Below are 16,928 nucleotides of genomic sequence, written 5' to 3'. Positions count from 1 at the left end.
TCCTTCATGTGAACTGCCCGGCGACCGCGGCCGCGAGAACGATCCAGCCGAAGTACGTGTTGGCGACGAAGGTGTCCCAGCACGATTGCGGATCATCCAGGTCCACACGTACGACCAGATAGGACAAGAAGATTCCCGCGAGCACGACGACCAGGTAGAACGCCCACCCCATCGGCGTCTGGGAACCGGCCCACAGCACCCCGCCGACGCTGAGCACGACGAACATCGCCAGCCACGCCTTGGTGGCCTTGCCGAACAGCAGGGCGGAAGACCTGACACCGATGTTCCGGTCGTACTCCTTGTCCTGATGGGAGTAGATCGTGTCGTGAATCAGGGTCCAGAAGGCCCCGCCGGCGTACAGGCCGTACACCGCGAGCGGGTAGTCGGCGCTCCCGGTCACCGCCGTCCAGCCGATCAGCACGTAGACGCTCATCACCAGCGCCAGGAACGCCGAGGGCCAGAAGAAGATGCGCTTCATGAAGGGGTACGCGACGATCAACGGGTACGAGGCCCCGACGACCAGGGCTGTCCCCACGTTCGCCACCGCCAGGACCAGCAGTGCGACCACGGCCTGTGCGGCGGCGAACAGGAGTGCGTTCCCGACGCTGATCGTCCCCGACGCGACAGGACGCGACACGGTGCGGGCGACCCGGGCGTCGACGTCCCTGTCGACCACGTCGTTGACCGCGCAGGCCGCGCCGCGCACCAGCACCGCCGCGACAGCGACGACCACCACCGCCAGCAGGTCCGGTCGTCGCCCGGAGGCGAGGACGACGGCCCACAGCCCTGGAAGCAGGTACAGCACGTACCCCGTAGGCCGGTCCAGTCGCATCAACAGGAGATATGCGCGGACTGAATCCGGGCTCTTCGTGACGACGCCGGTAGATATCTTGTGCAGCATCAGGATCCAATCACCAGGTCACCGGAAGCTGGACCAACCCGCCGATCAGCGTGTTGTGGCGCAGCCCCAGCTCCTCTCCACCGACAGCCAGACGCATGGTGGGGAATCGCGCGACGAGCTGGGTGAGCAACACCTGCAGCTGCATCCGGGCCAGCATCGCGCCGACGCAGGAGTAGGCGCCGCGCCCGAACACGAGGCTGTCCGCGGTGTTGCGAGCGATATCGATCCGGCCGGGGTCGGCGAAGGCCGTCTCGTCGTGGTTGGCCGCGATGATGTTCAGCAGCACGAAGTCGCCGGCCCGGATGGTGACTCCGTCGATCTCGAAGTCCGTCAGCGCATAACGGGGCATGCCGCCGTTGTGCGGGTTCGGCATCGACATCCGCAGGGTTTCCTCGACCGCGCCGGGGACGAGGCCCGGGTCGTCCAGCAACGCCTGCCACTGCTCGGGGTTGGCCAGCAGCAGCGACACGCAGGTGCCGATCCGGGCCACCGTGGTCTCATAGCCACCGAACAGCAACAACGCCGTCAGCCCGAGGACCTCGTTGTCGCTGATCCCCTCGGTCGCGCAGATCCGGGAGATCACGTCATCGCCGGGATTCTGCCGTTTGTCCGCGACGAGTTGCCTGCAGTAGCCGAACAACTCGCCCAGTCCCTGCTTGGACCTGACCGGGTCCCCGACGTTGGCGGCGTCCTGGATCCAGCTGCCGAACCGGTCCTTGTCCTCCCGGGGTACGCCCAACCACTGGCACATCACCTGAAGCGGCAGCGGCAGCGCCACCATCTGGCGCAGGTCCACCGGTGACTTCTGCCCGGCCAGTTCGTCCAGGAGCCGCCCGGTCAGTTCTTCGACGTGGGGCCGCAGCGCCAGCATCCGCTCGGGTGAGAAGTGCGGCTCCAGTAGCGCACGCAACCGAGCGTGGTCGGTGGCGAAGTCGCCCAGCAGGCCGGCGAGGAACGCCGACCCGCTGTCCTTCGCCGCGGCCTCCGGATCGGGATTGGAGCGGCTGAGCCGGTCATCGTCGAGCAGCTGCGCCACCTGGGCATGACCGGTGACCAGCCACGCCTCGACGCCCTCGGCAGTACGAACCCGATGGACCGCGCCCTGGGATTGGAGCGTGCGCAGCCCTGGCGCGAGTTGCAGCACATTCGTCTGCTCGAAAGGCAATTGAGCTGGGGTACTCACTGACGGCCTCCGCCGGAATCGAGGTTCAGACCACCTTGTCGAGGATGATCACGATGTACGTCATGGCGTGCGATTGACGATGCGGTCGAACAAGGCGGTCAGTTCGGCGGACGCGGCCGGGGACAACTCGGCTCGTCCGAGGTGCTCCAGAGCCGAGTCCAGATGGCTGCGGGACAGCCGCTCGGCCGTGTGCCGGCTGCCGGATTCCTCGACGAGGTCGGCCATCTCCTGGAGGTCCGCTGCCGTGCTGCCGTCGGCGTGCCACAGCTGGCGCAGTCGTTCGCCGGCCGGGCTGTCGGTGGACAAGGCCGCCAGCACCGGAAGAGAAGGGTTGCGCCGCAGGATGTCGCTCCGGACGGGCTTGCCGGTCACTGCGGGGTCGCCCCAGATGTCCTCGACGTCGTTGAAGATCTGAAAAGCCAGGCCCAGATGCCGGCCTGCGCTGCGCAGGGCAGTCAGGACGTGCTCCGGTCTGCCCGCCCGCAATGCGGGCGTCACCAGCGCGCACTCCAGCAGCGCGGACGTCTTCTCCTCCACGATCCGGTCGTACTCCGCGATGCCGGTGCCCGGACCCAGCCGGACGGTGAGCTCGCGAGCCTGGCCCGCGAGAACCAGACCGAGGGCTTCGGCGAACAGGCTGGAGATTTCCGCACGGCCGGGGCCGGGGTCGGCGACGACCATCTGCAGCCCAAGAGCCTGCAACGCGTCCCCGGCCAGGATGGCCAGACTGGTGCCGAACACCTTCCACGCGGCCGGGCGGCCGCGACGCAGCTCGTCCGCGTCGATGATGTCGTCGTGGATCAGGGTCGAGTTGTGCAGCAACTCCAGTGCTGCCGCCGGGCACCGCACGTCCTCCGGCCGTAGGCCGACGCCGTCAGCCGCCGCCATCATGAGGGCGGCGCGGGTCAGCTTGCCGCCCTCCGCACCGCTGGGGTCACCGTGTTCGTCGATGAAGCCGAGGTGGTAGGAGCAGATCCGGGCCAGGATCGGCTGCAGTGCGGAAGTCTGCTGCCGCATAACGGGCAGTACCGTGGATTGCACCATCTTCGGCGACAGGAAGGCTTGGAGCCCGGTCGACGAGGTGTCGAGTGCGCTGATCGGGATTCTCCTTCGGTCGCGCGCCTTCCCAATTCGTGGTCAGAGCCTACGCGCATGGCGTTCGCGAATTGCACCACTGGAAATCACTGCGCTGGATGGACGAATGATTGCGCAAAGCTCATGATCACCCGATCTCACTACAGGTCAATGCGTAGGCAGCTCCCGCAGCTACGCGCAATCCGGACCCGGAGTGATGCACCGGAATTTGCGTGATCGTTCCGCCTGTCATCCTGAACGACCTCTCCCGTCGTGTCAACGACGCGGCGTGGGCAGCTTCGACTTTAGGAAAAACCCCAAACGGAGACGGTGTGGGGACTGGATTGGAGTACTGTGCAGATTGGTAGCTGCTGGGCGGCACCCGAGGCCGTACTTCGAGTCCGGCTATTAAGCCGGCACCAAACGGCAGACAAGACTTCCTGAGAAGGGCTCGGTTTCTGTGCCGGTGTACGCCTGGCGATAGCCGTCATCGACCTCGCGCTGGAACAGCACGGCGCGCGCTGGACGTGCTCGACCTGCCCCCCTGGTGGCCGAGGTGCACCAGGAGGCCCGCCGGTTCGCCCGCGACGGGCGGACGTTGCGACCCTGGGTCGCCCGGGCGGGCCGAGCAGTATCACACGACGTCACTGATCATTGCCGGGAATGGTTCACTGAAAGCTTGAGAGGCTGAATGGCTATGCCAGTTGATTCTGAGCAATTGCATGAAGTCAGGTCGTTCGACCCGTACGGCGCGCATCGCGACGACCCGTATTCATTTCTGGCCGACATCGGAGAGACGGAACCGGTGTTCTACGCCCCTTTGCTCGGCGCGTGGTGCGTCACCCGGCGCGAGGACATGGTTGCCGTGCTGCGGGACGACCAAAGCTTCTCGGCGCGTGACCACAACCCTCGTCCCGCGGCCGCACTGCCCGAGGACGTGAGTCGGATGTTCCGCACCTGGCGCGGCGCTGATGCGGTGGCCGTCGGCTCACTCGACCCGCCCGAGCACGCCAGGGTCAGGGAAGTGCTCAACGCCGGGTTCACGCCGGCCAGGGTCAGAGCGTTCGAACCCACGATCCGTGCGATCGCCACCGACCTCGTCGAGCGTGCCGCGGTCTTGACGGAGTTCGACTTCATCTCGGCGTTCGCCGTTCCGTACGCCCTCGAGGTGATCTGCCGGCGCCTCGGGGTCCCGGAGGATTACTACGACCGCTGCCGCACGTGGTCCGAGCAGCGCATCGAGCTCATGATGTCGCAGAGCAACGCCGATCCTGAGCGGCTGCGTGAATTCGCCCGCGGGCTGATGGACTTCGGAGCGTTCGCCCGTTCACTCGTGCAGGAGCGGCTGGCCGCACCGCAGGACGACCTGATCAGTGAGCTGCTCCACGACGGCAAGGCGGGCCGCACGCTCACCGCTGACGAGGTTTCCGTCCAGGTCCCCACCCTGATCTTCGCGGGACACATGACCTGTGCCGAGGCGCTCGGCACGATCCTCTACCAGCAGCTTCAGTCACCCGGCGGCTGGGCCGAGGTCGTCGACGGGACGATCGCCGTACGGGACCTCGTCGAGGAGGGGCTGCGGTTCGACAGCCCGCTGGCGGGCATGTACCGGACCGCGGTCCGTGACGTAGTGGTCGGTGGCGTCCACCTGGCCGCGGGGAGTCGGCTGCTTCTGCTGTACGGAGCGGCCGGCCGGGACAGCCGCTCTCGCGCATGTCCGGCCGCGTTCAGTCCGGACAGCCGGTCTGCCACGCATCTCGCGTTCGGGCACGGCATCCATTTCTGCCTCGGAGCCGGATTCGCCCGCGCGGAACTGGAGATCGCGGTAGAGGCCATCGCCACCAGGATGCCGGGTCTGACCCTGGCGCCAGGGCAGCCGCCACATCACCGGCCGGTGTTTCCGCTTCGGGCGTTGACCGAGTTGCGGGTACGGCAGTGAGGACGGACATCCGGGCGGTCGTCGGGGATCTGGACGACACGCTGACCCCTGCGGTGAGGACCCTGGGTTCCACAGATCCGGATGCCGGCTAGCCCCAAGCACGGCGTGACGGCCCGTCAGATGAACTGGCGGGCCGTTTCGGCTTGTCGGACTGCTGATGGGCCGTGCGGCAGGTCCGGTGATGCAGGATGGACAAACAACGAGGCCCTCCGGACGTCGAGTTGAGACGTCAGACATCTCGCTCAACCGCCGGAGGGCTCTGTTCAGGAAGCGTCAGGAAGTACCTCGACCCCAGCCTTGCGCCATGAGACGCCGAGCTGAGAACCGGGGACGGCGCCCGCGGTCAGGCGCGGACCGCGGTCAGGAAGAGGTAGCCGCTCTCCGGGATGGCCCCGAACCTGCGCACGTTGTGGATGAGCGACTCGGCGTGCTCCTCGCCGACCAGGTCGGCCAGCTTGTCGCGGACAGTATCAAAGGCGTCGGCCATGAGCCCGAGGGTACGGATGACGTTGTCGGTGATGTCACGGATCTCCACGTCGACGAAACCGTTGGCGGCCAACGCCACCCGGTATTCGTCCACAGTGCCCAGGGAGTGCACCGCGTAGTTCTCGGAGATGTGGTCCAGGACCACGCGTCCCTCAGGGCTGATCGGGTCGCGCTGGATGACGTCGGCGATGGCGAGGCGGCCGCCGGGGCGCAGCACGCGGGCGGCCTCGGAGAGCACCTGGGCCCGGTCGGGCATGTGCCACATCGACTCGAACGCCCAGGCCGCGTCGAACGAGCCGTCGGGGAAGGGCATGTCCATCGCGTCCGCGAACTGGAACGTGGCCCGGTCGGCGAGCCCGGCCTCGGCGGCGAGTTCCGTGGCCTCCTCAACCTGGATGTGGCTGACGGTGATGCCCACCACGTTCACGTCACAAGTGCGGACGAGCCGCTGCGCGGGGTAGCCGATGCCGCAGCCGATGTCCAGGACCCGCTGGCCGGCCTGTGCGGCGAGACCAGAGATCATCAGGTCGGTCAGGCGGTCCGTGGCCACCTCGACGGAGCTGTCGTCGGCCTCGTTCTCCCAGTAGCCGTAGTGGATATTGGGGCCCCAGACGGAACCGTAGATCCGACCGAACCCGTCGTACACGTTGCGGACGTCGCTGTGAGCGGGAGACTGTCCGAGCGTCATGAGGAACTCCGTATCGTCGTGAAGGTGGCGGGAAGTCGGCGGCGGTTCAGCCGTACCGGCGGTGAGCCCGCGAATGATCGTGTTGGTACGCCACCGCAGATCCTGCGGGTCGACCGCGAGCCACAAGCCGGGGAACGCGTCGAGGAGATGGTTGGCGACACCTAGGCGGCAGTCACATCGAAAGGCGGGCGGAAACCCGCTGCGCTGGGCTGGGCAACCCCAGCCCAGCGCCTGCGTGATCTACTGACAACCACTGGTAACCAGTGCTGCCAGGTCAACAAACTGGCTGTCTGCTACTCTTCGCGCTCACTTACGCTCGAAGCGCAAGAAGCCCAGCTGCATGCCTCCTGCTTGCCATTCAGCGCAGAGCGCCTGGTTCGCCAGCAGAGATATCCTCAGGTTCCTGCGGTCAACTGCAGAGAGGCCGCTGTCGGTGTCCAGTACCGCCTTCGTCCAGGCGACGCTCTCCTCCCAGAACGGCAGGGTCTCTGACGTGGCGTCGACCTCATCGACCAGTTCGAAGCCCGCAGCCTGCGCGGCTTCTGCGTAGTCGAGCACCGTGGCCGGCTTCGTGTAGAAGTATTCGGCCCACACATCGGCCCCGTGAGGGCGTGTAATGAACACTTCCTCGATGCACACACTCGCGCCCGGACGAAGCACCTGCGCCAGACGCTCGAACCACTGCGGACGGTTGAAGTATCCGCTGCTCTCGATCGCTACTGCTGCGTCATAGGGGCCGTCCAGGGGGAGATGCATCGCATCACAGACCAGGGTTCGGACCCGCTCGTCCACGCCGCATTCCCGTGCGAACTTGTTGACGATCGGCGCGTGTTCCGGCGCATTGGTGACCGCCGTGACGTCGGCGCCGTACTCCTGCGCCCAGAAGAGCGAGCCCCCGCCGAGACCGCAGCCGACGTCCAGGATTCGCCCCGACAGCCGGTGTTCAGCGCCCCAGATCTTGGCCGCGTACCGCAGCAGACCCTCTTGGTGGTCCCGGATGCTGCGGCGAATGGCATCCGGCGTCACATCGTCGGGATGCAGCGGCGTTTCAGCCGAAGGGTAGTGACCCACGTGGTAGTGAATCCTGGGGCCGGGCCCGTATTTGCGGACAAGCCTGGCTGTTTTGTCGTCGTAGTACTGGCCAACGATTCTTACCTCGTCCTGAGGCTCCAGCGCTGCCTGAGGCGAACTCGAAAATTCATCCAGCAGATTTGACACGGTCACTCCTCCAGAGCTCTGATGCCGACGACGTTGGCGAATGGCCTGCTTCGGTCGTTGCGCTGCGCGCGTCATGAATTTTGGCGAGGATACGTGGTTTAACGAGGATCGCCGGACCGGATTCCGTGGCTTGCGGCACGAGCAGCGCCTCGTTCGAAATGCAGGGCCGCTCTCACGATCCGGAATCCTGAGTCGCCCAAAATTGAGCGGCGGCTATTGGATGCCATCCTGGAGGACAGTCCTGGTCGTGTCAACGACGCGGCGTGAGCAGCTTCGACTTTAGGAAAAACCCCAAACGGAGACGGTGTGAGGACCGGATTGGAGTACTGTGCAGATTGGTAGCTGCTGGGCGGCACCCAAGGCCGTACTTCGAGTTCGGCTATTAGGCCGGCACCGAACGGCAGACAAGACTTCCCCAGAAGGGCCCGGTTTCTACCGACCGGCGTGGATGCCCTGTTCGGCAACGCAGGCCAGGCGTTTCAACGCAAACGTCATGGCACGGAACGGAGTGGGATGAGTGACGGTAAGCGGGTCCTGCTGGCCGAGCCACGGAGTTTGTGTGCCGGTGTACGCCGGGCGATAGCCATCATCGACCTCGCGCTGGAACAGCACGGCGCGCCGATCTACGTCCGCAAGGAGATCGTGCATAACCACTACGTGGTGCGCGAGTTCCAGCGCCGGGGAGTCCGGTTCGTCGATTCCGAGCAGGAGGTACCGGAGGGCGCGGTGTGTGTCTTCTCCGCGCACGGCGTCTCCCCGCAGGTGCGGCAGAACGCGGAGGCACGCGGGCTGGACGTGCTCGACGCGACCTGCCCCCTGGTGGCCAAGGTGCACCAGGAGGCCCGCCGGTTCGCCCGCGACGGACGGACGTTGCTGCTGGTCGGGCATGCGGACCACGAGGAGGTCGAGGGCACTTACGGGCACGCTCCCGACCAGACGATCATCGTCGAGACGGTTGCCGACGCGGAGGCACTGGACCTTCCCTCCGACGCAGCAGTCGCCTACCTCACCCAGACCACGCTCTCGGTGGACGAGACCAGGGACATCATCGCCGTGCTCCAGCGCAGGTTCATCGACCTGCGCGGGCCCGCCACCGACGACATCTGTTACGCCAGCCAGAACCGCCAGGACGGCATCCGGGCCATCGTGGACCGCTGCGACCTGGTGCTGGTGGTCGGTTCGACCAACTCCAGCAACTCGATCCGGATGGTCGAGGTGGCGCGCAGGCTCGGCGGCAGGGCTGAACTGGTGCCGGACGTGACGCACTTCGACCCCACGTGGCTGGCCGGCGTGAGCACGGTCGGCGTGAGCGCCGGGGCGAGCGCGCCGGAGATCCTCGTCGACCAGCTGCTCGACCGGCTCGCCGAACTGGGTTACGCGGACACGTCCGTGGAACGGGTGGCGACCGAGGACATCGTGTTCTTCCCGCCCACGCGGCTGACCGGAGTGGCGGACGCGCCGTGACCGGTCGGGACCGATCGTCGGCCGAACCGGCATCGCGCCGGGCAGTCGGCCCGAACTGACCGAGTGGGCGGCCGCGGCCGCCCACCACGCCCGGTGAGGAGCACTGTTCGACATGGCGCTGCTGGAAACCGTGCGCGACCCGGCGCGGCTGCGTGAGTTGACCGCCGGGGAGCTGCGCGACCTCGCCGGGGAGATCCGCGCGTTCCTGATCGAGCGGGTCTCCGCGACCGGGGGACACCTCGGGCCCAACCTGGGTGTGGTCGAGCTGACCATCGCGTTGCACACGGTGTTCGAGTCCCCGCGGGACCGGCTGCTGTGGGACACCGGGCACCAGTCCTACGTGCACAAGATCCTCACGGGCCGCCAGGCCGGGTTCGACCGGCTGCGTAAGTCGGGCGGGCTCTCCGGCTACCCGAGCCGGGAGGAGTCCGAGCACGACCTGGTGGAGAACTCGCACGCGTCCACCGCGCTGTCCTACGCGGACGGGCTGGCCAGGGCGGACGCCCACCTCGGCCGACGCGACCGGGCGACCGTCGCGATCATCGGCGACGGCGCGATGACCGGCGGCATGGCCTGGGAGGCGCTCAACAACATCGCGGGCGGGCCGGAGCGGCCGCTCGTCATCGTGCTCAACGACAACCAACGCTCCTACGCGCCGACCGTCGGCGGGCTGGCCGAGCACCTGGCCGACCTGCGCGCCGGGCGCGGGCCGGGCGTGTTCGAACAACTCGGGCTCGGTTACCTCGGCCCCGTCGACGGTCACGACCTCCCCGCCGTCCAGGACTCCCTGCGCCGCGCGGTCGCACTGGGCCGGCCGGTGGTGGTGCACGTGATCACCGCCAAGGGCAAGGGATACCGGCACACCGAGACCAATGACCTCGATCTCGGCCACGCCGTCAAACCGATGGACCCGTACACCGGGCAGGCACTGAAGGTATCGCCCCCGTCGTTCACGTCGGTGTTCGGCGAGAAGCTGGTCGAACTGGCCGAGCAGCGCGACGACCTCGTGGCGATCACGGCCGCGATGACCGAGCCGACCGGGCTCCTGCCGCTGCAGCGCAGGTTTCCGCACCGGGTGATCGACGTCGGCATCGCCGAGCAGCACGCGGTCACGATGGCCGCCGGGTTGTCCATGGGCGGTGTGCACCCGCTGGTGGCCATCTACTCCACGTTCGTCAACCGCGCGCTCGACCAACTGCTCATGGACGTCGCGCTGCACCGCCGCCCGGTGACGTTCGTCCTCGACCGGTCCGGGGTGACCGGCGACGACGGGCCGAGCCACAACGGCATGTGGGACCTGTCGGTGCTGCAGGTGGTGCCGGGGCTGCGGATCGCGGCGCCGCGGGACGGCACCAGGCTGGCCGAACTGCTGGCTGAGGCGGTGGCGTGGCACGAAGGTCCGACACTGCTGCGGTTCCCCAAAGGCCCCGCCGGTGAGGACCTGCCCGCCACCGCCACGTTCAACGGGATTGACGTGCTGCGCCGTTCCGGCCGGCTGGACGTGCTGATCATCGCGGTAGGTGCGCTGGCCGGGCTCGCGCTCACCGTCGCCGACGGTGGGCGGGCACAGGGCATCGGGGTGACGGTGGTGGACCCGAGATGGGTCACCCCGGTGAACCCCGCGCTGGCCGACCTGGCCCGCCGCCACCGGCTCGCGATCACGGTCGAGGACAACAGCCGCGCAGGTGGTGTCGGTTCCGCGATCGCGCAGGCGCTGCGGGACGCCGACGTGCACACCCCGCTGCGCGAGTTCGGCATCCCGAGGCGGTTCCTCAGCCACGGCACCAGGGCCGAGGTGCTCGCCGCCTGCGGGCTGACCGCGCAGAACATCACCAGGGTCGTGGTGGGGCTGCTGACCGGCCTCGACGCCGCACCGGCGTCAGCAGACATCGACGACCCCGGCACCTGGCCGGTTCATTCAGGGGAGGAACATTGACGACCATCGATTTGGGAATGCCCTTGCCACGCAAGGACGAGGTCCCCCTCTCGGTGGCCACGCGGCGGACCTCCCGCCAGATCATGGTGGGCACGAGGTGCCGGTTGGCGGCGTCGCGCCGGTGCCGGTGCAGTCGTGACCACCACGTCCACGGCCGACATCGACGCCACGCTGCAGCAGATCGCCGAGCCAGGTCACGGCTTGGCCCGCGCACGTCTGACCTCCGACCTGACCAGAAGGAGCGAGATAAAGTAAACGTCCGGGAAACATGACGTAAAATGAAGTTCTTGCAGAACGTGCGGATTACGATCTCGCGAACCGCCGGGCATTAATCCACAGCTTCATACGCAATGCGCGGGGGCCATGAATCTGTTCGCAGAATCTGGAGGACGAACGCCCTCGAAACCAACGCGACACGATTCGGCGCCTGCAGCTTGTCGGACATGACGCGGACGTGATAGTCGATGGTCTTCGAACTGAGGTATAACTCTCTCGAAAGTCGCCCGCTGGAGAAGCCGGCCGCAATGCCCTCCAGGATCCTGACCTGGACCGAGCTGAGAACGCAGTCGCCGACCGGCTGGGACACTTCGCAGCCGTTCTGGTCATTACCCATGGCACTCGTCCGTTCCGTACGGCCCGGCTGGGACGGGACCGTAAGCGGAGCCCACAGTCGTGACAGGCGGCAGCTCGACGTCCGACTCGATCGAGAACCGCCTCATTTCCTGGGTCATGCCGGGTCCGTAAAACAAAAGGACGTCATCGCTCGAACGGACCTCGTGGGGTTCGCGTATCAGCTGGGCTTCCGGCCAGGAAGGGCAAATCGATCCGACGCCGTGAGGACCGGTCAAAGCTATTGACAATAACGTCGGCGAAAATTCTCCCGCCGGAGTAGTGTGGGTTTTCGGCACGACACTCTCCGTTCATGTCTAACGAGGGTGCATCGGAGCCTGTGGCGAGTTACTCCGACCTGAAAATCCTAACACTGCAAGATCATCCAGGCCGAGTGGCCCGTAGTGCTTCAAAATGGCTTCACCGGCTGTGAGCCGGGGGTTTGTCGGATGGTCAGCTTGTTCGGTGGTACTCGTTGATGAGGCCGGTGACGGCTTGTCGGCGTTCGATGCGGGCCGTCGGGATGGGGATGACGTTCGAGTCGTCGAACGGTGCGAGCTGGTTCCGGCCCTGGTGCGGAGACCTGGCCCGGGCGTCGTCGCCGTGGTCCAGCAGGTGTTCCAGCAGCTGTCCGACCGCCGGCCGCCGCGGGTCCCAGACGTGCAGGCCGCGGGCCGCGGCGAGCACGGCGGCGGTGTCCGTGACCGGCCCCCCCGAGCAGCAGCAGGGCCGCTGGGCAGTTCCGCTCCAGCTGGGTCATGCGCACCACTTTCCGTACGTCTCATCTCTGTTGACCACTACCAGAAAGAACGTAGAGCCCGGGTCTGGCGGTTCATCCTGGCGGGCAGCCGGCGCCCCGGGTGATCGCCGGAACACCGGCCTGGCACCGCAGGGCGAGCCGGGGTAGCGGTGGGTCGCGGTCCAGCACGTCGTGCACCACATCGACCTCGCAGCCGTCACGGTACTGCCGGACGGCCGCCGGCCGCGGATGCGCCATGACGCCGTGCGCGCCCAGGTCCGTAGCCAGTTACTGACCTCAGCTGCCTCGCGCTGGACGACCGGCTGAAGCGGATCGACAGGCAGATCCGAGACACATTCCACGCCCATCCGCAGGCCGAGATCATCGAGTCCATGCCCGGCATCGGGCCGGTACTCGGCGCGGAGCTCGTCGTGGCCGCTGGTGACCTGACGGCCTACGCGGACGCCGGCCACCTCGCCTCGGCGGCCGGGCTGGTGCCCGTCCCGCGCGACTCCGGCCGCCGCACCGGCAACCTGCACCGGCCCAAACGGTACAGCCGCCGCCTGCGACGGGTCTTCTACCGGAAGAAGCGCGGCGAGGGCTGCAAGCACGTCCAAGCGGTCATTGCCCTGGCCCGCCGACGGGTCAGCGTCCTATGGCTCCTCCTGCGCGACAACCGGGTCTCCTCTCCCCCGATCCGGTCGCTCAGACGGCTTGACTCAGTCATTGAGACTCCTTCCACACGGTGACGGCCTGCTCGTCCCGCTCGGCCACCCGCCGCGCGGGGACCTGCGGGCTGAAGCCGAGGCGGTGCATCAGCCTCGTGGCGCCCGAGACGCTGTAGGAGACGTGGAACTTCCGGCCGATCAGTGTGGCCACCCTCGCCGCGGTCCACACCCGGTCCTCCACCCAGCCGTGCGCGGCCGGGCCCTGCTCCAGATACGCAGCGGGTTTCTCCAGGCAGCGCGACGACAGACGGCACCGCGATCCGCTCGGGCCGCGAGAGGCCGGAGCCTGCACACCGCCGTCCCGCCACAACTGCTGCCACTGATAGGCCGACTTCGGGCTCACCCGCAGCCGCCGTGCCACCTCCAGCGGCTTGACTCCCTGCTCGAACAGCTCGGCCGCCTGGGTCCGTACCACTTCCCGGCGCTCACGTCCCGCGGCGGTCAGCCCGCCCCCATCCGCATATCTCACACACCACCGGATACAGCCAACGCTCCAGACCCATCAGAGACTTCGCAAAGGTTCATCCTGACGAGCCGAGGTCAGTATGTGACAGGGAGGGCCCGGGGCGGGCGTGTTGCACCGGCCTGGGCCGGTCCGCCGGCCTTGGCTGGTCTTTCGCCGGCCATTGGCAAGGAGGACAATCGGCCCATGAGCTTTCTGCAGGAGAAGGTGGAGCGGAACGATCTGATCAGGGCAGTGATCACTGGTTCGCCTGCCCCGCAGCAGTTCACCGCGATCGTCGAAGAGGTGTACTTGGCACGGGTCTTCGCGGGCAAGGTGGGATCGGAGATCCGCTTCGTTGGCAAACCGACTCACTGGGGCCAGCGGTCACTCGCCGTGGGCCAACGCGCGCTCCTCTTCATCAGCCGTGTCTCCGGCAGGTGGTACGAGGACGCCTGGGAGGGCGACCTTCCCATCGAGGAGATCGACGGCTCCGAGTACGCGCTCTACCGGGTCGCTCATGAAAGAGTCCTCACCTTCGACGGCCTGTCCGACTCCCTCAGGGCCAGCTGCAGACGGCACCCCACCCTGCCGATCACCACGTGTTTCAACCTCGCCGCGTTGGAGTGCCATCTGAACGGCCTCATCACGCAGGCTCTTCCGTAGCCGAGTGGCCTGCACGCGGCTCGGCAAGTGATCGAGCTTTCGGCCGCTGCCTCCCCGCTGCGCCTTGGGTTCCTGTGAGATCTGTGGTTCAGTTTCGCTCCGTTGTGGTGGTGGGGCGGGTGAGCTGACGAGAGTGCCCTGTCTGCCTGCAGGGAGGGACGAGAGTGGATCTTGCCTTTGTGCAGTCCGGGCTGCTGGAGCAGTTCCTGGAGGCTGACGTCATCTCAGCCGCGGAGGTCGCTGCACTACTGAAGCGGCGCGGCTTGCTTGACGGGACGCCGATGTTCCTCGACGAGGAGACGCAGATGCCGGTGCCACCGCTGTGTGAGTACGGCAAGTACCTGTCGACGGCGCTGCTCGACGAGACCACGCCAACTCGAGCTCATCAACACCCCCTCCACACCCGCCTGCCGCCGCGACCTCGCCGAACGCGAACTCGACATGACCTGCAACGTCGTCAAGATGGCCGGTGATCCCCGGTGACCCGACCCACCGACGCTCCAGAGGACACGGTCAGCCCCAAGACCGCCGCGGCCCTGCGAGCCGCGATGACTCGCCTCTTCGAGGGACGGCCGCAGCGGACCGATGGTCGCCTCACCAAGGAGAATCTCTACGAAGAAGACCAGGTCAGCCGTGCGACCATGAACCGGGCTCGGGCCGTTCTAGCCGAGTGGGACGCCCACATTGCGGCCGGGAGCAGGGCGGTCATGGTTGTCAGGCGGTCCAGGGAGGCGCGCTTGTAGCGTGCGACGACCTCGACGGAGACGTTGTGTTCCAGGACGCTGCTCTGTGCACCGAAGAGGTCGCACAACACCACTCGGCCGGAGAGCGAGCGGCTGAGAATCTCGGCCACGGCTGCCGCTCGCTCGGCCATGGGCAGATTCTCGTCGATGCCGGCGGCCAACTCGCCTGCCAGTTCCGTCAGCCACTCCTGCAGGAAGCGGTCCAGCAGTTCCAGCAGCACCGCCTCGCGAGACTCGAAGTAGCGCAGCACGTTCGGCTTCGCCAGCCCTACCCGGCGGCTGAGCTCGTTCAGGGTGACCGCGGGCCCGGACGGGAGCGACTGCGCTCGCCGCCGGTGCGGGTGGCTGCGCGGCCGGCAGCGGCGGTGAGGGAAGATCGGCGCGCCATTCGTCGGCGCGCCCTCCCCTTTCATGATCTCCTTGACGGTCCCGGTCAGCTTGTCCTGCGGGCCGGTGCCGAAGCCAGGAGATCGGTCGGACGTCTGGAAGTCGGCTGGGGCCACCTTGTTCGTCGTGTACGGGTCGATGACCACGCCGGGTCGCGGGATGTAGAAGGTGTGGGGGCTTGCGGTACTTTCCAATGGTCAGGCCGATCACCTGGGCGGCTCCGGCTTTCGTGAGGAGAATCCGCGCCCACTCCAGCGACATGCCTGCGGTGGTGAAGTGGTCCGCGCAGGATGCGGCGGCGGTGAAGGGGTCGGTGGTCAGCAAGACCCACGCCACCCCCCTCGTGTGCAGCCCCCGCAAGACCGGCAAGACCACCATCAAGACTCTCTACGCGGTGACAAGCCTGTCCGCCGAGACGGCCATCGCGGCCCAGCGAGCGCTCGAATTGGGCCCCGGAAAGGCGATCATCGGAAAATCGGACATATCGAGCGGATGTTAAAAGCCTTCATGGGGCGGGTACTTGGCGCAGTGTGAATTTTTCCGGTCCGGTCTTGGGCCGGTTGCCTGCCTGCTGCCGGCCCATGCGGTGGAGCAGACATTTCCGTGTGCGGGACACGATCGCCCGCACCTACCTCAGGGAGTGTCATGTTCACCCTTCCATCGCGTTCGCCGCTGCTGCCTGCCCAGGTGCGTCGCTCCGGGTTGAATGCCGCGTTCGCGGCAGGGACCGCCATTCCCGTGGGTGACACACCGGAGGGAGTCGCCCTCACCCCCGATGCGGCCCGTGCGTATGTGGCCAACCGGGGCTCGAACACGGTGAGCGTGATCGACACCGCCACCGACACGGTCACCGCCACCATCGCCACGGGGGCCGGTCCCACCTTCGTGGCGATCAGTCCGGACGGCACCCGGGCGTATGTGACCGTCTACGACGACGGTCTCGTCAGCGTGATCGATACCGTTTCCAACGCCATCGTCACGGACATCGCCGTAGGGGCGGGAGCGACGGTCGTAGCGCTCACCCCCGACGGCGCCCGCGCCTACGTGACACGGCAGACCACGAACACGGTGAGCGTGATCGACACCGCCACCAACACCGTCACCGCCACCATCACCGTCGGGGACGGCTCGACCGGCCTGGTCATTACCCAGGACGGGACACGCGCCTAAGTCGCGTGTCTCGCCTCGAATACCGTCAGCGTGATCGACACCGCCACCAACACCGTCACCGCCACGATCACCGTCGGTCCCGTCCCCATCCTGCTGGGGCTTACCCCCGACGGGGCTCATCTCTACGTCACCAACGTCGGCAACTCCACGGTGAGCGTGATCGACACCGCAACGAACACGGTCACTGCCGTCGTCGGTGTCAGCGCCCAGCCGCGCTTCGTGGCAGTGAGCCCGGACGGCTCCCACGCGTACGTGGCGAACTCCGGCCCGGGCACGGTGAGTGTGATCGACACCGCCACCAACACCGTCGTCGAGAACATCGGCGTGGGAGGCGGCCCCACCGCTATCGCGGTCTTCCCCGACGGTACGCACGCCTACGTGACCAACGCGCCTGCAAATAACGTCAGCGATATGGCGACGACCGTGATCCCCGGCCACGGGTCCACGGCCGGGCAGACCACCGTGACTCTCACCGGCCACAACCTGGCCAACGCCACCGCCGTGCACTTCGGTACCGCCCAGGCAGTTATCACCGCCAACACAACGACGTCGATG

General features: G+C 67.1%; 17 protein-coding genes and 2 pseudogenes. 10 read left to right on the top strand and 9 right to left on the bottom strand.

Annotated features, from left to right (window positions below; all coding sequences use genetic code 11):
* Positions 1-4: 4 nt before the first annotated feature.
* The 3 genes from ACIBEC_RS39425 to ACIBEC_RS39415 all read right to left on the bottom strand — a co-directional run bounded on the left by ACIBEC_RS39425 (position 5) and on the right by ACIBEC_RS39415 (position 3,101).
* Entirely contained in the window at positions 5-832 is an 828-nt protein-coding gene (locus ACIBEC_RS39425; RefSeq protein ID WP_360501480.1) for a UbiA family prenyltransferase, read from the bottom strand.
* A 79-nt stretch (positions 833-911) separates the two neighbouring features.
* Complete coding sequence (locus tag ACIBEC_RS39420; protein WP_360501478.1) at positions 912-2,066, bottom strand: cytochrome P450; 1,155 nt, start codon at positions 2,064-2,066, stop codon at positions 912-914.
* Positions 2,067-2,144: 78 nt separating this feature from the next.
* A complete protein-coding gene (locus ACIBEC_RS39415; protein WP_360501475.1) occupies positions 2,145-3,101 on the bottom strand; it encodes a polyprenyl synthetase family protein in 957 nt (318 codons plus the stop codon).
* Between the two features lie 748 nt (positions 3,102-3,849).
* Between ACIBEC_RS39415 and ACIBEC_RS39410 the strand changes: the two genes are divergently transcribed.
* A complete protein-coding gene (locus tag ACIBEC_RS39410) occupies positions 3,850-5,097 on the top strand; it encodes a cytochrome P450 (RefSeq protein ID WP_350514320.1) in 1,248 nt (415 codons plus the stop codon).
* A gap of 343 nt (positions 5,098-5,440) precedes the next feature.
* Here the strand turns inward: ACIBEC_RS39410 and ACIBEC_RS39405 are convergent, their stop codons facing one another.
* Both ACIBEC_RS39405 and ACIBEC_RS39400 read right to left on the bottom strand, forming a co-directional pair.
* A complete protein-coding gene (locus tag ACIBEC_RS39405; protein WP_360501472.1) occupies positions 5,441-6,271 on the bottom strand; it encodes a methyltransferase domain-containing protein in 831 nt (276 codons plus the stop codon).
* Positions 6,272-6,577: 306 nt separating this feature from the next.
* Positions 6,578-7,489, bottom strand: coding sequence for a methyltransferase domain-containing protein (locus tag ACIBEC_RS39400; protein WP_360501469.1), 912 nt, complete (start codon positions 7,487-7,489; stop codon positions 6,578-6,580).
* Between the two features lie 513 nt (positions 7,490-8,002).
* On the opposite strand from ACIBEC_RS39400, the gene ispH reads away from it, so the two are divergent.
* The gene (gene ispH / locus ACIBEC_RS39395; protein WP_360263009.1) at positions 8,003-8,953 is read left to right on the top strand and encodes a 4-hydroxy-3-methylbut-2-enyl diphosphate reductase; all 951 of its coding nucleotides are present in this window, start codon (positions 8,003-8,005) and stop codon (positions 8,951-8,953) included.
* 112 nt (positions 8,954-9,065) lie between these two features.
* Positions 9,066-10,889 (top strand): 1-deoxy-D-xylulose-5-phosphate synthase, encoded by a 1,824-nt coding sequence (locus tag ACIBEC_RS39390; protein WP_360501466.1) that lies wholly within the window; start codon positions 9,066-9,068, stop codon positions 10,887-10,889.
* Positions 10,890-11,217: 328 nt separating this feature from the next.
* Here the strand turns inward: ACIBEC_RS39390 and ACIBEC_RS39385 are convergent, their stop codons facing one another.
* Both ACIBEC_RS39385 and ACIBEC_RS39380 read right to left on the bottom strand, forming a co-directional pair.
* Positions 11,218-11,502, bottom strand: a complete 285-nt coding sequence (locus tag ACIBEC_RS39385) for a LuxR C-terminal-related transcriptional regulator (RefSeq protein ID WP_360501464.1) — start codon at positions 11,500-11,502, stop codon at positions 11,218-11,220.
* A gap of 449 nt (positions 11,503-11,951) precedes the next feature.
* Complete coding sequence (locus ACIBEC_RS39380) at positions 11,952-12,185, bottom strand: hypothetical protein (RefSeq protein ID WP_360501461.1); 234 nt, start codon at positions 12,183-12,185, stop codon at positions 11,952-11,954.
* A 357-nt stretch (positions 12,186-12,542) separates the two neighbouring features.
* Between ACIBEC_RS39380 and ACIBEC_RS39375 the strand changes: the two are divergent.
* Positions 12,543-12,986 (top strand): annotated as a pseudogene (locus ACIBEC_RS39375) (transposase); the annotation flags it as partial.
* Here the strand turns inward: ACIBEC_RS39375 and ACIBEC_RS39370 are convergent.
* Positions 12,961-13,410, bottom strand: a complete 450-nt coding sequence (locus tag ACIBEC_RS39370) for a winged helix-turn-helix domain-containing protein (RefSeq protein ID WP_396290125.1) — start codon at positions 13,408-13,410, stop codon at positions 12,961-12,963. The pseudogene ACIBEC_RS39375 and the gene ACIBEC_RS39370 sit on opposite strands and share 26 nt — an antisense overlap.
* A gap of 204 nt (positions 13,411-13,614) precedes the next feature.
* Here ACIBEC_RS39370 and ACIBEC_RS39365 point away from each other — a divergent pair, with 204 nt between their 5' ends.
* Both ACIBEC_RS39365 and ACIBEC_RS39360 read left to right on the top strand, forming a co-directional pair.
* Positions 13,615-14,073, top strand: coding sequence for a hypothetical protein (locus ACIBEC_RS39365; RefSeq protein WP_360510276.1), 459 nt, complete (start codon positions 13,615-13,617; stop codon positions 14,071-14,073).
* 164 nt (positions 14,074-14,237) lie between these two features.
* The gene (locus ACIBEC_RS39360) at positions 14,238-14,546 is read left to right on the top strand and encodes a hypothetical protein (protein WP_360510274.1); all 309 of its coding nucleotides are present in this window, start codon (positions 14,238-14,240) and stop codon (positions 14,544-14,546) included.
* Between the two features lie 137 nt (positions 14,547-14,683).
* Here ACIBEC_RS39360 and ACIBEC_RS39355 read toward each other — a convergent pair whose 3' ends face one another.
* On the bottom strand, positions 14,684-15,397 hold the full coding sequence (locus ACIBEC_RS39355) for a hypothetical protein (RefSeq protein ID WP_396290093.1): 714 nt from the start codon (positions 15,395-15,397) through the stop codon (positions 14,684-14,686).
* Between the two features lie 65 nt (positions 15,398-15,462).
* On the opposite strand from ACIBEC_RS39355, the gene ACIBEC_RS39350 reads away from it, so the two are divergent.
* The 4 genes and pseudogenes from ACIBEC_RS39350 to ACIBEC_RS39335 form a co-directional block, all read left to right on the top strand.
* Positions 15,463-15,702, top strand: a complete 240-nt coding sequence (locus ACIBEC_RS39350; RefSeq protein WP_360510270.1) for a hypothetical protein — start codon at positions 15,463-15,465, stop codon at positions 15,700-15,702.
* A 239-nt stretch (positions 15,703-15,941) separates the two neighbouring features.
* A complete protein-coding gene (locus tag ACIBEC_RS39345) occupies positions 15,942-16,373 on the top strand; it encodes a YncE family protein (RefSeq protein WP_396290091.1) in 432 nt (143 codons plus the stop codon).
* 21 nt (positions 16,374-16,394) lie between these two features.
* A pseudogene (locus ACIBEC_RS39340) lies at positions 16,395-16,715 on the top strand (YncE family protein); the annotation flags it as partial.
* Positions 16,716-16,784: 69 nt separating this feature from the next.
* Positions 16,785-16,928: IPT/TIG domain-containing protein (locus ACIBEC_RS39335; protein ID WP_360510278.1), on the top strand; the 144-nt coding region annotated here is incomplete at its 3' end.

Origin of the sequence: Kitasatospora sp. NPDC051164, from assembly GCF_044455625.1 — a bacterium.
Taxonomy (GTDB): Bacteria; Actinomycetota; Actinomycetes; order Streptomycetales; family Streptomycetaceae; genus Kitasatospora.
This window is presented reverse-complemented; position numbering and strand designations above follow the sequence as displayed.

What these genes read in the sequence shown, in the direction of transcription:
- ACIBEC_RS39425 (WP_360501480.1), bottom strand. Translation starts at nt 832, where the DNA reads ATGCGACTGGACCGGCCTACGGGGTACGTGCTGTACCTGCTTCCAGGG.
- ACIBEC_RS39415 (WP_360501475.1), bottom strand. Translation starts at nt 3,101, where the DNA reads ATGCGGCAGCAGACTTCCGCACTGCAGCCGATCCTGGCCCGGATCTGC.
- ACIBEC_RS39410 (WP_350514320.1), top strand. Translation starts at nt 3,850, where the DNA reads ATGGCTATGCCAGTTGATTCTGAGCAATTGCATGAAGTCAGGTCGTTC.
- ACIBEC_RS39405 (WP_360501472.1), bottom strand. Translation starts at nt 6,271, where the DNA reads ATGACGCTCGGACAGTCTCCCGCTCACAGCGACGTCCGCAACGTGTAC.
- ispH (WP_360263009.1), top strand. Translation starts at nt 8,003, where the DNA reads ATGAGTGACGGTAAGCGGGTCCTGCTGGCCGAGCCACGGAGTTTGTGT.
- ACIBEC_RS39390 (WP_360501466.1), top strand. Translation starts at nt 9,066, where the DNA reads ATGGCGCTGCTGGAAACCGTGCGCGACCCGGCGCGGCTGCGTGAGTTG.
- ACIBEC_RS39385 (WP_360501464.1), bottom strand. Translation starts at nt 11,502, where the DNA reads ATGGGTAATGACCAGAACGGCTGCGAAGTGTCCCAGCCGGTCGGCGAC.
- ACIBEC_RS39365 (WP_360510276.1), top strand. Translation starts at nt 13,615, where the DNA reads ATGAGCTTTCTGCAGGAGAAGGTGGAGCGGAACGATCTGATCAGGGCA.
- ACIBEC_RS39350 (WP_360510270.1), top strand. Translation starts at nt 15,463, where the DNA reads ATGCCTGCGGTGGTGAAGTGGTCCGCGCAGGATGCGGCGGCGGTGAAG.